We start from the raw sequence: 12,681 nt of genomic DNA on the forward strand, positions 1-12,681 counted from the left end.
CCCTTCTCCTGCTTGAGAATACAATCCATGACGGCTTACGAAGGTAAACCGAAAAAATTCTGACGTAGTTTTAGCCGTGCGCGGTGCGCCAGCTCAGGCAGAGAGAATGGGACTATAGCGCGGAGCGCCAGTGCTGTTCGCCAGCAAATCGGGAAAGGATGAAAGGTAATGCGTGATGAGTCGAAAAATAAAAGCTGAACTGATTGTTCATAAAATTACAATTATCCGCGGTGTTGCTTCTCGTCATTGCGGAAAAAAATTGTCCTCGGTAGTTAAACACAAGTAAATTTGTACCATAGTGTTAATATTAACTCAAAGTCTTTGCAATTCTTTACGTCTAAGGCGCGATTTCAATTAGTATTTTCTCAAACTGATCTCCATCATAAACGTGTATAGCAAAGTCGCTATGATCAAGGACGTTTTCATCTTTACCGTAAGGAACCCAATGGCCAAACCCATCATCACCCTTAATGGACTCAAGATCGTCATCATGCTGGGCATGTTGGTTATCATCCTTACGGGCATCCGTTTTGCCGCCGACATTATCGTCCCCTTTATCTTAGCGCTGTTCCTTGCGGTGGTGATCAATCCGCTGGTCCAGCTGATGGTGCGCTGTCGGGTGCCCCGGGTGCTGGCGATTTCGCTACTGGTGGGCGCTATCGTCCTGCTGGCGGTGGTACTGCTGGCGTCGCTTGGCACCTCGCTTAACGAACTGGCGCGCACTCTGCCACAATACCGCACGTCGCTGGCCGAACCGCTAAAAACGGTCACGCCATGGCTACAGCGCTTTGGTTTTACCGTCTCCGCCATTGAGCTGAATAAGTATATCGATCCCAACGCGGTGATGACGCTGGTTACCAGCCTGTTGACCCAGTTGTCGAATGCGATGTCGTCCATTTTTCTGTTGCTGCTCACCGTAGTATTTATGCTGTTGGAAGTGCCGCAACTGCCCGCCAAGCTCCAGCAGCTGATGTCGCGGCCGGTTGAGGGGATGGGCGCCATTCAGCGGGCGATTGATAGCGTGTCCCACTATCTGGTGCTGAAAACCGCGATAAGCCTGGTCACCGGACTGGTGGTCTGGGGTATGCTGGCGCTGTTGGACGTCCGTTTCGCCTTTATGTGGGGGTTGCTGGCTTTTGCGCTGAACTACATTCCCAATATCGGTTCGGTATTGGCAGCCATCCCGCCGATTTTGCAGGTAATGGTATTTGGCGGCCTGTATGAGGCGCTGATCGTCACTGCCGGTTACCTTATTATCAACCTGGTGTTCGGCAATATTCTCGAACCGCGCATTATGGGCCGCGGACTGGGGCTCTCCACGCTGGTGGTATTTCTGTCGTTAATATTCTGGGGTTGGTTGCTTGGCCCGGTCGGCATGCTGCTGTCGGTGCCGTTGACCATCATTGTGAAAATCGCCCTTGAGCAAACCAACGGCGGGCAGAGTATTGCTTTCTTACTCAGCGACTTAAGTAAAGAATAACCGGCAATCTGGCTGGCCTATCCGCCAGCCTTCCCCTCCTTTCATCTTTTCCGCTTAGACCGTTACTCCTTTTTTATTATTGATCCCCATCACAAATGGGCATATCCAATCATTACTCTAAAGCTAACGATTAGCCGGCGTGCTTAATTGATGCGCAGCGCTGCGCATCGCACACTAACTTCCACCAGGACAAACGAAACGATTTGTCGAATCAGGAGGTTAACAATGAATGCTGAACAAACGACGGGACGGGTCTGGAACCGTCGCCGGACGGAAAAACAGCGGCGGCTGGCTGAAACGAAGATTGCCGGCAAAGTCATACCCACTGACCAACTGGTCAGCGTACTGGAAAATCTGCTCGCCCCTGGCGACCGGGTAGTACTGGAAGGTAATAACCAGAAGCAGGCTGATTTCCTCTCCCGCATGCTCGCCGAGGTCAATCCGCAGAAAATCCACGACCTGCATATGATTATGCCAAGCGTCGGGCGCAGCGAGCATCTGGACCTGTTTGAAAAAGGCATTGCCCGTAAACTGGATTTCTCTTTCTCCGGCACGCAAAGCCTGCGCATCTCGCAACTGCTGGAAGATGGTCTGCTCGAAATCGGCGCCATCCACACCTATATCGAACTCTACTCCCGCCTGTATGTCGATCTGTCGCCAAACGTCGCGCTGATCGCCGGCTATAAAGCTGACCGTAAAGGCAACCTGTATACCGGACCGAGTACCGAAGATACCCCGGCGCTGGTTGAAGCCGCCGCCTTCCACGACGGCATTGTGATAGCCCAGGTCAACGAACTGGTGGACGACGAATGCGATCTGCCGCGCGTCGATATCCCCGGCTCGTGGATCGATTACGTGGTGGTCGCCGACAAACCGTTCTTTATTGAACCGCTGTTCACCCGCGACCCGCGTCTGATTAAGCAAGAACACATTCTGATGGCGATGATGGCGATTAAAGGCATCTACGCGGAGCATCAGGTGCAGTCGCTTAACCACGGTATCGGTTTTAATACCGCCGCCATCGAGCTGCTGCTGCCCACCTACGGCGAACAGCTCGGCCTGAAAGGCAAAATCTGTAAACACTGGACGCTGAACCCGCACCCTACCTTAATCCCGGCCATCGAGAGCGGCTGGGTGGAGAGCGTGCACTGCTTCGGCGGCGAACTGGGGATGGAAGAGTACATCCGCGCCCGCCCGGATATCTTCTTTACCGGCCCGGACGGGTCGATGCGTTCTAACCGCGCCTTCTGCCAGCTGGCAGGTCAGTACGCGGTAGATATGTTTATCGGTTCGACCCTGCAGGTTGATGGTCTGGCCAACTCCTCCACCGTCACCCGCGGCCGCCTTTCCGGCTTCGGCGGCGCGCCGAACATGGGCCACGACCCGCACGGTCGCCGCCACGCCACCCCGGCCTGGCTCAATATGATCACTGAACCAGACCCGATGCAGCGCGGTAAAAAACTGGTGGTGCAGATGGTCGAAACCTTCCAGGCCGGCGTGAAACCGACCTTCGTTGAAACGCTCGATGCGGTCGAGGTCGCCAAAACTTCCGGCATGCCGCTGGCGCCGGTGATGATTTACGGCGATGACGTGACCCACGTGCTGACCGAAGAGGGTATCGCTTACCTGTACCGGGCCGAGAGCCTTGAAGAGCGCCGGGTGATGGTCGCCGCGGTGGCCGGGATCACCGATATTGGCCTCGGTGTAGACGCCAAACGCGTCGCCGCGCTGCGCCAGAGCGGCAAGGTCGTCTACCCGGAAGATATCGGCATTCGCCGCAGCGATGCCACCCGCTCGCTACTGGCCGCCGGCAGCGTCGCCGAGCTGGTGGAATGGTCCGACGGACTGTACAACCCACCGGCAAAATTCCGGAGCTGGTAATGAAAAAACTCTCCCCCCTACACGCAGAAAGCCGCGTCAGCTGGCTGGCGCATACCGCCAGCGCGTGTCTGATTGACGAAGCCCGTCTGAGCCCGAAACCGGGTCTGGTCGATAGTCGCGGCAACGGCGCGCATCAGGATCTCAATCTGGACCTGATGGAACGCTCCGCCCGCAGCCTACAGCCGACGTTTCATGCGCTGGCGCAGCAAAGCTGGCAGCGTCCGGCGGATATCGCCCTGCGCGAAACCGTCGGCCGCCTCGGTCGCGAAGGTGAAGCGCAGATGATGATGGCGACGGATGGAGTTAACACCCACCGCGGCGCTATCTGGGCGCTGGGCCTGCTGGTCAGCGCGGTGGCGATGTTGGGTGGAGAGGGTCAATCACAGGCGATCGCCGCCGCCGCCGCCTCCCTCGCCCGCCTGCCTGACGGCTTCGCGCCGAAAACCTTTAGTAAAGGGCTGCGCGCCAGCCGTCGCTGGCAGGTGCCCGGGGCACGCGAGGAAGCGCAGCGCGGATTTCCGCATGTTACCGCCCTGGCGCTGCCGCAACTACAGCAAAGCCGGGCGCGAGGCGCCAGCGAGCCGCAGGCGCGCCTCGACGCGCTGATGGCCATCATGACCTCGCTGAGCGATACCTGCGTGCTGTCGCGGGCCGGCATGAACGGCCTGGAAGCCATGCAGCAAGGCGCCCGTGAGGTTCTGGCGGCTGGCGGTTGCGCCAGCGTCGCCGGTCGCGCCGCGCTGGCGCGCCTCGATGCGCAGATGCTGGCGCAAAACGCCTCGCCGGGTGGCGCGGCCGATCTCCTTGCCGCCACCCTGTTTCTCGACCGGGTTTCCGGCTAACGCATTCAGAGGATGTTATGGAACAGATTACATTGTCATTTCCTGCCAACCGCGCCCTCAGCGGCAAAGCATTGGCAGGGGTCGTAGGTTCAGGCGATATGGAAGTGCTTTATACCGCCGCACAGGGCGCCACGCTCAACGTACAAATCACCACCTCAGTGGATAACAGCCAGGCGCGCTGGCAGGCGCTGTTCGACAGGTTGAACCTGATCAACGGTCTGCCCGCCGGGCAGTTGATTATTCACGACTTCGGCGCCACGCCGGGCGTCGCCCGTATTCGTATTGAACAAGTATTTGAGGAGGCTGCTCATGCGTAACGATCGCAGCTTTATTGAACTGCGCGCTCGCGAACGCGCCCACGCCCTGCTGGACGACGGCAGCTACCGCGAACTGCTGGATCCGTTTGAAGGCATTATGTCGCCGTGGCTCGGCGCGCAGGGCATCGTCCCGCAGTCCGACGACGGTATGGTGGTCGCCAAAGGCACGATCAACGGCCAACCTGCGGTGGTAATTGCCATCGAAGGCACCTTCCAGGGCGGCAGCATGGGCGAAGTCTCCGGCGCCAAAATGGCCGCCGCGCTGGAGCTGGCGGCGGAAGATAACCGCAACGGTATCCCGACGCAGGCGGTACTGTGCCTCGAAACCGGCGGCGTACGTCTGCAGGAGGCCAACCTCGGTCTGGCCGCCATCGCCGATATTCATGCCGCGATTGTCGACCTGCGCCGCTACACCCCGGTGGTCGGCATTATTACCGGTACCGTCGGCTGCTTCGGCGGCATGTCCATCGCCGCGGCGCTGTGCAGCTACCTTATCGTCACCCGTGAAGCCCGTCTCGGCCTCAACGGCCCGCAGGTTATCGAGCAGGAAGCCGGAATTGAAGAGTACGACTCCCGTAACCGTCCGTTTATCTGGAGCATGACCGGCGGCGAAATTCGCGCCGCCAGCGGCTTGGTCGACGCGCTGGTTAACGATGGCGTTAACGCCGTTAAAACCGCAATGAATGAGGCGATCGCCAAAGGTGTACCGGCACAACACCGCAGCGACAACTATGACGATTATCTGCGTCGCTTGAGCCAATTCGATACCCGCCAGCAGGCGGATACCGCGAAGATTAAACAGCTTTTTGCCCGGGAGGATAAATAATGAGTCAGTTCCCAAACCGCGCCGCGCTATGGCTGAACAAACTGGCGCCCAACGCGCCGCTGATGAGCGGGTTATGCGCCTCTGTTCAGGTTGCAGATGGCCAGATTGAGGGCGAAAACGTCCGCTTTATCGCCGTGGTACCTGACGCCAACAACCACTACCCGCGCGCCGCCGGCGGCGAAGTCGGCCTGCTGGAAGGCTGGACGCTGGCGAAAGTGGTCAACGAAACCATCGCCGCCGACGCCGATCGGCCTGTCAAACGGCCGATCGTCGCGGTAATTGATGTCCCGAGCCAGGCCTATGGCCGCCGCGAAGAAGCCTTTGGCATCCACCAGGCCCTGGCCGGGGCGGCAGGCGCCTACGCCAAAGCCCGTCTTGCCGGCCACCCGGTGATTGGCCTGATTGTCGGAAAAGCGATGTCCGGGGCGTTTCTGGCCCACGGCTATCAGGCCAACCGCCTGATCGCCTTTAACGATAGCGGCGTGCTGGTTCACGCGATGGGTAAAGAATCGGCGGCGCGTATTACGCTGCGTACCGTAGAAGCGCTGGAGAAACTGGCGGCGACGATCCCGCCGATGGCCTACGACGTCAGCAACTACGCTACGCTCGGCCTGCTCTCCGCCCTGCTCGATATCAACCATCCGGATGCGCCAGACGAAGGCGATCTGTCGCTGGTCAGCCGTACCCTGCGCGACGCCATCGCTGACGCGCGCACCGATACCTCACTGAAGTGCCGCCTGGGCGCGGAAAACCGCCGCAGCTCACAACTGGTTCGCGATCGCATGCGCGCCAGCTGGTAAGACGTTCGTACGTAAGTAGTAGAAGAAAACCTGCCGGAAGCAGTCTCCCGGAGCGCGGAATAAACGCTCCGGGAAGGGACGGCTTTTAGAAAAAATAACAATCGCGCCAGTACTCTATTTTATTTACAGGTGATTTATGACTTATGTGATTATTCATGCTCTCGCGCCCATTTTCGTCATTATGCTGCTGGGTTTCTGGGCCGGAAAGGCCGGGATGGTAGATAACAAAAACGTCTCGCTGCTTAATATTTTTGTAATGGATTTTGCCTTACCCGCCACGCTGTTTAGCGCGACGGTACAAACGCCGTGGGCCGGTATCGTCGCCCAGTCGCCGCTGGTGCTGGTGCTGACCGGCGCGATGTGGATCACCTATGCCGCAATCTACTTCCTCGCCACCAGCGTGTTCAAACGCACGCCGCAGGATGCCGCGGTGCTGACCCTCACCGTCGCCCTGCCAAACTATGCCGCGCTGGGTCTGCCGATCCTCGGCAGCGTGCTGGGTGAAGGCGCGTCAACCTCGCTGTCGGTGGCGGTTTCTATCGCCTGCGGCTCGGTGCTGATGACCCCGTTCTGCCTGCTGATTCTGGAGCGTGAAAAAGCCCGCGCCGCGGGTGAAAACAGCGGTTCTACGCTGGCGATGCTGCCGGTGCTGATGTGGCGTTCGGTGAAAAAACCGATCGTCTGGGGCCCGCTGCTTGGGGTGGTGCTTTCTGCTATCGGCATTAAAATGCCGGACCTGCTGCTGGCGTCGATCAAACCGCTGGGCCTGGCCGCCACCGCCGCCGCGCTGTTCCTCACCGGGGTGATCCTGTCGGCACGTAAACTGCAGCTCAATGCGCTGATCGCTACCTCAACCATCGTGAAACTGCTGGTGCAGCCGTTTATTGCCTGGGGTCTGGTGATGTTACTTGGTCTGCACGGCTCTATCGCCATTACCGCGATCCTGATGATTGCGCTGGCCGCCGGCTTCTTCGGCGTGGTCTTCGGCAACCGCTTCGGCGTGCAGTCTCCGGATGCTGAAGCCGTGCTGCTGTTAAGCTCGGTTCTGTGTATCCTGTCGCTACCGCTGTTTATCTCTTTGACTTCAGGACTGTAAACCATGTCATCAACGCCGCGTCCCCACGATTTAGTTTGGTTAAACCACGCCAGCGCCCTGGAAGCTATTGCCGAGCCGTGGGTGGCTCAGCAGTGGCGAGCCGCGCTGCCGGTGGTGGTGAGGCGCGACGTTGACGACCAGACCCGCATCCCGGTTGGGGTGCGGGGCATGAAGCGCAAGCAGCGCGCCGCCGGCTGGGTACAGGCGCACAATATCGTGCGCAGCGTCACCCCGGAGATGCTTGTCGAGCGCGAAGCATTACTCAGCTCGCCGTTTGTCTCGCAGCCGCCGGTCCAGGCGGCTATCGCCCTCACCTTACACCGCTGGCCCTGGGGCTGGGGCGTCACCGGCAGTACCGGCTACGCGCTGGCAACCGAAATCCCGGTGCTGCATGCGGCAAGCGATCTGGATCTGCTGATCCGCGCGCCGCAGCCGCTGGACCGTGAGGCCTTGCTGGAATGGCAGGCCCGGGTGGCCCAACTACCGTGCCGCGCCGATACCCAGGTAGAAACCCCCTACGGCGCCTTCGCCCTTAATGAGTGGCTGCGCGATGGCCGCGCGCTGCTGAAAACATCCCGCGGCGCGCGCTTAACCGCGACGCCGTGGCACAGGGAGGAATGATGAAGATTTTATTTACTTTTCCCGGTCAGGGCGGCCAGCGCCCCGCAATGCTGGCGGCAATCCCCGATCGCGAGGCTATCCTCTCCCAGGCGCGCGCCGTGCTGGGGGATGAAGTCGATACTCTCGATAGCGCCGATGCGCTAAAGCATACCCGTGCGGTCCAGCTTTGTCTGCTGATCGCCGGGGTGGCCTGGGCGCGCGAGCTACAGCGTCAGGGCGTGGATCCGCAGATGGTCAGCGGTCTGTCCATCGGCGCGTTTCCGGCTGCTGTGATTGCCGGCGCACTCGATTTCGCCAGCGCGCTGCGGCTGGTGGCGCTGCGCGGCGATTTAATGGAGCAGGCTTATCCCGAAGGTTACGGGCTGACGGCGATTATGGGGCTGACACGCCCGCGGATTGAGGCGCTGATGCAGGGCCACGAGGTGTATCTCGCCAATCTGAACGCCGAAACGCAGATCGTGATCGCCGGGCGTGATGACGCCATGGCCGAGGTGGCGCAGCTGGCGCTGCAGGCTGGCGCCAGTAAAGCCCAACGGCTGGCGGTCAGCGTGCCGTCGCACTGCGCGCTGTTGGCTAAACCGGCCGTCGCCCTGGCAAAAGCCTTCGCCGAGGTCACCTTAACGCGCCCTCAGCGCGCCTATTTAAGCGGCTCGACGGCGCGCGTGCTGTGGGATCCGCAGCGGATCGCCGACGATCTGGCGATGAACATGGCGCGCACCGTACATTGGCAGGAGGCGATGATCGCCGCCGATGAACGCGACGCGAGACTGGCAATCGAGATGCCGCCCGGCGGCGTGCTCACCTGCCTGACCCGCCAGGCGGGCTGGCGCGGCGAGACCATTGCGCTGGAGCGCAGCGGCGTAGACGTCGCCCGCCATCTTGCAAAGCGGCTTAGCGATTAATGCTGCGGGCGTACATGCGCCCTTCCGCCGCCAGCGCCAGCAGGTCGGCATCGCGCTCGCGATGGTGTGAATAGACGATAGAGATCAGCTGGCGCATCTGATAGGGTTCCGCCAGCTTTAACAGCTGCACATCGTTTTCATAGACTTTCTTCATGCGCCCCGGCAGCAGCGCGAAGCCGACGCCCGCCTGCACCAGGCTTATCATCGAAAAGATATCATTCACCCTGGTCACAATTTCCGGCTCAAAACCGGCTACCTGAAAAGCCTCCTGAAACCCGGCATAAGTCGCAAACCCTTCCGCCAGCGAGACAAACTTGCGATCGGCGTAATCGCGCAGGTCGGCGAGCTGCGAGGTATCCAGCTGTTCCGTCGCCGGCGCGGCGAGGAAGATATCATCTTCAAACAGCGGCACCACGTCGAAGGCCGAATTATTGTACTCGCCTTCATTGGTGGCGATTAAAATAGCGTCAAGGGCATCGTCTTCCAGCATATCCAGCAGCATCTGGTTGGAGCCCATCGTCAGATCCAGTTCAAGCTCCGGGCGACGCAGCTTCATCCCCATAATGATGCGCGGAACGGTTTCCAGCGTCAGCGAATAGAGAGTACCAATGCGCAACCGCCCCTGACCAACGCCGGCGACTTTGCGCGTCGCCTCAAGCCCGCGACTCATCAGACTCATCACATCCTGGCAGTATTCGAGCAGCGTCCACGCCGCCTGCAGCGGCAGCAGGTTACGCCCTTTGTGGACAAACAGCGGGCAGCCGACTCCCTCTTCGAGCGTATGCAGCGCGCGGTGAACGCTAACGCTGCTGAGCTTCATGGCTTCGGCGGTTCTGGCGATATTGCCCTTCGCCATAAACATCATAAAGACCGACAGCTTGCGGAAGGTGATCTCCTGGTTGATATCGTCTTTCATAGCCCTTCCACACTCCTGGTTTAATTTTCTGTTTCAATTCAAACCAGTATATCTTTTATGAGGCCAAAGTTGCAGGCAGCGCGCGGCGTCAGCCGGTAAATAACGCAAAAAAGGGAAGACCATGGTCTTCCCTTTTATTCACTGCCTGGATGCGTCGTTACAGCGCCATATCGTGTTGCGGCGAGGCTTCGCGCGGCGTCTCTGCCGGTTTGGCGGTCGCGGTCGGCGCGGACTCTGGCATCTGAATGACCGGAGGCTTAGTCAACTGCAGCGTCGCGGCGGTGTCATCCCAAACCTGCTGGGTCAGGGCCACATTACCGTTTAACTTCTCGCCGTAGCTCGGCACGATGGCGCGAATGCGGCTCTGCCATTCCGGCGAGTTAAACTGCTGCGGGAACATCTGCTTGAGAACGTTCAGGGTGATCGGCGCGGCGGTGGAAGCACCTGGCGATGCGCCGAGCAGCGCAGAAATCGTTTTCTGCTGATCGACCACCACTTCGGTACCGAGCTTCAGAACGCCGCCCTTCTCCGCGTCTTTTTTGATGATCTGCACGCGCTGACCGGCCTGAATCAGTTTCCAGTCTTCTTTGCGCGCGTTCGGGTAGTACTCTTTCAGCGCCGCAAAGCGGTCATCATCGCTGAGCATAACCTGGCTAATCAGGTACTTCACCAGATCGAAGTTGTCGAGGCCAACGTGGGTCATCGGCAGTACGTTGCTGGTGGTGGTGGTGCTCAGCAGATCGAAGAACGAACCGTTTTTCAGGAACTTGGTGGAGAAGGTGGCGAATGGTCCGAACAGCACCACGCGCTTACCATCAAGGTAACGAGCATCCAGGTGCGGTACCGACATCGGCGGCGCGCCAACCGAGGCCTGACCATAGACTTTCTGCTGGTGCAGTTTAGTCAGCTCCGGGTTTTCGGTCATCAGGAACGAGCCGCCTACCGGGAAGCCCGCATAGTTGTCCGCTTCCGGAATGCCGGTTTTCTGCAGCAGCTTCAGCGCGCCGCCGCCGGCGCCGATGAAGACATATTTGGCGTCGATAGCCTGCTCTTCACCGCTCTTCACGTTCTTAATCGTCACGTGCCAGGAGTTGTCGGCATTGCGTTTGAAATCGGTGACTTCAGAAGAGGTCTGCAGCGAGAAATTGCTGCTCTTTTTCAGGCTGCCGATCAGCTGACGGGTGATTTCACCGTAGTTCACGTCGGTACCGACCGGCGTCCAGGTGGCGGCCACTTTTTGCTGCGGATCGCGTCCTTCCATGACCAACGGCGCCCACTGTTTAATTTGCGCGTGATCGGTGGAGAATTTCATTCCCTGGAATAAGGTAGTCTGCTGCAGCGCGTTATAACGCTTTTGCAGATAATCCACATTATCGCCCCACACGAAACTCATATGCGGCGTGGAATTAATAAACGAGTGCGGGTCGTGCAAAATACCGCGTTTGACCTGCGCCGACCAGAACTGGCGCGAAATCATAAACTGTTCATTGATATCCAGCGCTTTGCTGACATCAATAGAACCGTCTGCACGCTGCGGCGTGTAGTTCAGTTCCATATTTGCTGAGTGACCGGTACCGGCGTTATTCCAGCCGTTAGAGGACTCCAGCGCGACGCCGTCGAGTTTCTCCACCATCACCTGTTTCCACTCCGGCTGCAGTTCCTGCAGCCAGGTGCCCAGCGAAGCGCTCATGATACCGCCGCCGATCAGCAGAAAATCAGTTTTTTTCGAGGTATCGCCATTCGCGTAGGTCGCCGTACTGACGAACATCGCTAATGCGGTCATAGATATAATCGTTTTTTTAATTGCAGGCATAATAGAAATATCGCGTAGCAAAAGTGTAATAAGAGCCGTCATATTAACGCACTTTTACTTTATTTTAAAATATCATTTACACTTCGATATTTTAATGCAAACAGTTTTTTAACTTAAAAAAGCAGTTTATTTATTTCACTGGCGGTTATTGTGAAAATAGCGGCAAAAAAAGCAGGATTATTCAGGCGATAAGAAATATAGCGCCGGTTTATTTAGTTATTTAACAAACCGGCGAGGAAATTAATTGACGTTACATGGCGTTTTCTCTTGCGCTTCACCCAGGGCGATACGCAGATGGTTGTTGTTTTCGCTGAGCAGATCCCGCGCCTGCCAGGCATCAAGCCCCGTCATCAGCATCAGAATCGCCGTCCGACAATGCTGATTGCAACTGGCCAACGCGGCTTTGGCTTGCGCGCGCGTACACTCTGTGGCGGCCATCACCATGGCGATTTGCCGCTCCTCCCAACGCGGGCTGGTTGCCTGGAGGTCTACGCGCAGGTTGCCGTACACCTTGCCGCTGCGTACCGCCAGGCCGGTAGTTAACAGGGTGAGGATCTGCCGCTGCGCCAGTTGCGCTTTCGGGTTGCCATAACCGGCTACCGCCTCCGGCCCGGTCTGCGGCGCAATAATAATATCCGCCAGCTGCGCAGCCTCGCTGTCGCTCAGCTGCGTCAGTAGCGCAATCGGCGCTCCCAGCGACCAGGCGTGACGCATGGCTCCCCACACCCACGGTATTTTGCCGCTGACGGAAAGGGCCAGCAGCATATCGTTGGCGCTGAAGGCATGTAGCTGCAAATCGCGCACGCCCGCGTCATAATCGTTAGCCGCCATCTCGGCCGCCTGCAGCGAGCTCTCTTCGCCGCCGGCGATAATCGCCACCAGTGAGTGATTGGCTTCAGGGGAATAGTCATTAACCGTTTGCAACGCCGCCTGCCCGGATGCCCCGGCGCCAATGATCACCAGCCGTCCTCCCCGGCTCAGGGTCGCCGCGGCGTTATCCACCAGCCGGGTAATCTGCGGCAGGCAGGCATCGATGGCGACGGCTATCTGTTTGTTATCCTGCTGCAGCAGGGTCAGCATATCGAGGGTGGCGAGCGTATCGATATGGCGCGTTTGCGGGTGGCGTCGTTCCAGCATTGATGCGGTTGGCTTACTGCTCATAAAACCTCCATTTAAAACCGAACTCA

Annotated in this window: 12 protein-coding genes; 9 read left to right on the forward strand and 3 right to left on the reverse strand. The window is 58.7% G+C overall.

The window, feature by feature from the left end; translation table 11 throughout:
- Positions 1–445: 445 nt before the first annotated feature.
- The 9 genes from KGA69_RS19065 to mdcH all read left to right on the forward strand — a co-directional run bounded on the left by KGA69_RS19065 (position 446) and on the right by mdcH (position 8,765).
- Positions 446–1,480, forward strand: coding sequence for an AI-2E family transporter (locus KGA69_RS19065; protein ID WP_015366785.1), 1,035 nt, complete (start codon positions 446–448; stop codon positions 1,478–1,480).
- A gap of 225 nt (positions 1,481–1,705) precedes the next feature.
- Positions 1,706–3,361: a malonate decarboxylase subunit alpha gene (gene mdcA, locus KGA69_RS19070; RefSeq protein ID WP_045392326.1), complete on the forward strand. Its 1,656-nt coding sequence runs from the start codon at positions 1,706–1,708 to the stop codon at positions 3,359–3,361.
- Positions 3,361–4,203, forward strand: a complete 843-nt coding sequence (locus KGA69_RS19075; RefSeq protein WP_045392329.1) for a triphosphoribosyl-dephospho-CoA synthase — start codon at positions 3,361–3,363, stop codon at positions 4,201–4,203. The genes mdcA and KGA69_RS19075 overlap by 1 nt, the downstream gene beginning before the upstream one ends.
- Before the next feature lie 17 nt (positions 4,204–4,220).
- On the forward strand, positions 4,221–4,520 hold the full coding sequence (gene mdcC, locus KGA69_RS19080; RefSeq protein ID WP_008805033.1) for a malonate decarboxylase acyl carrier protein: 300 nt from the start codon (positions 4,221–4,223) through the stop codon (positions 4,518–4,520).
- Positions 4,513–5,346: a biotin-independent malonate decarboxylase subunit beta gene (locus KGA69_RS19085; protein WP_213292592.1), complete on the forward strand. Its 834-nt coding sequence runs from the start codon at positions 4,513–4,515 to the stop codon at positions 5,344–5,346. The genes mdcC and KGA69_RS19085 overlap by 8 nt, the downstream gene beginning before the upstream one ends.
- On the forward strand, positions 5,346–6,146 hold the full coding sequence (mdcE, locus tag KGA69_RS19090; RefSeq protein ID WP_045392331.1) for a biotin-independent malonate decarboxylase subunit gamma: 801 nt from the start codon (positions 5,346–5,348) through the stop codon (positions 6,144–6,146). Before KGA69_RS19085 ends, mdcE begins: the two co-directional genes overlap by 1 nt.
- Before the next feature lie 136 nt (positions 6,147–6,282).
- A complete protein-coding gene (locus KGA69_RS19095) occupies positions 6,283–7,242 on the forward strand; it encodes an AEC family transporter (protein WP_004148291.1) in 960 nt (319 codons plus the stop codon).
- Positions 7,243–7,245: 3 nt separating this feature from the next.
- Positions 7,246–7,863 (forward strand): malonate decarboxylase holo-ACP synthase, encoded by a 618-nt coding sequence (locus KGA69_RS19100; protein ID WP_213292593.1) that lies wholly within the window; start codon positions 7,246–7,248, stop codon positions 7,861–7,863.
- Positions 7,863–8,765: a malonate decarboxylase subunit epsilon gene (mdcH, locus tag KGA69_RS19105; protein ID WP_042892381.1), complete on the forward strand. Its 903-nt coding sequence runs from the start codon at positions 7,863–7,865 to the stop codon at positions 8,763–8,765. The genes KGA69_RS19100 and mdcH overlap by 1 nt, the downstream gene beginning before the upstream one ends.
- Here the strand turns inward: mdcH and KGA69_RS19110 are convergent.
- From KGA69_RS19110 to KGA69_RS19120, 3 genes are all read right to left on the reverse strand, one after another.
- Positions 8,755–9,681: a LysR family transcriptional regulator gene (locus KGA69_RS19110; RefSeq protein ID WP_045392340.1), complete on the reverse strand. Its 927-nt coding sequence runs from the start codon at positions 9,679–9,681 to the stop codon at positions 8,755–8,757. The two genes, mdcH and KGA69_RS19110, sit on opposite strands and share 11 nt — an antisense overlap.
- Before the next feature lie 157 nt (positions 9,682–9,838).
- Complete coding sequence (gene mqo, locus KGA69_RS19115) at positions 9,839–11,449, reverse strand: malate dehydrogenase (quinone) (RefSeq protein ID WP_242436987.1); 1,611 nt, start codon at positions 11,447–11,449, stop codon at positions 9,839–9,841.
- Positions 11,450–11,734: 285 nt separating this feature from the next.
- Positions 11,735–12,655: an N-acetylmuramic acid 6-phosphate etherase gene (locus KGA69_RS19120; RefSeq protein ID WP_213292594.1), complete on the reverse strand. Its 921-nt coding sequence runs from the start codon at positions 12,653–12,655 to the stop codon at positions 11,735–11,737.
- Between the last annotated feature and the right edge of the window lie 26 nt (positions 12,656–12,681).

Source organism: Klebsiella sp. A52 (genome assembly GCF_018388785.1).
Taxonomy (GTDB): domain Bacteria; phylum Pseudomonadota; class Gammaproteobacteria; order Enterobacterales; family Enterobacteriaceae; genus Klebsiella; species Klebsiella aerogenes.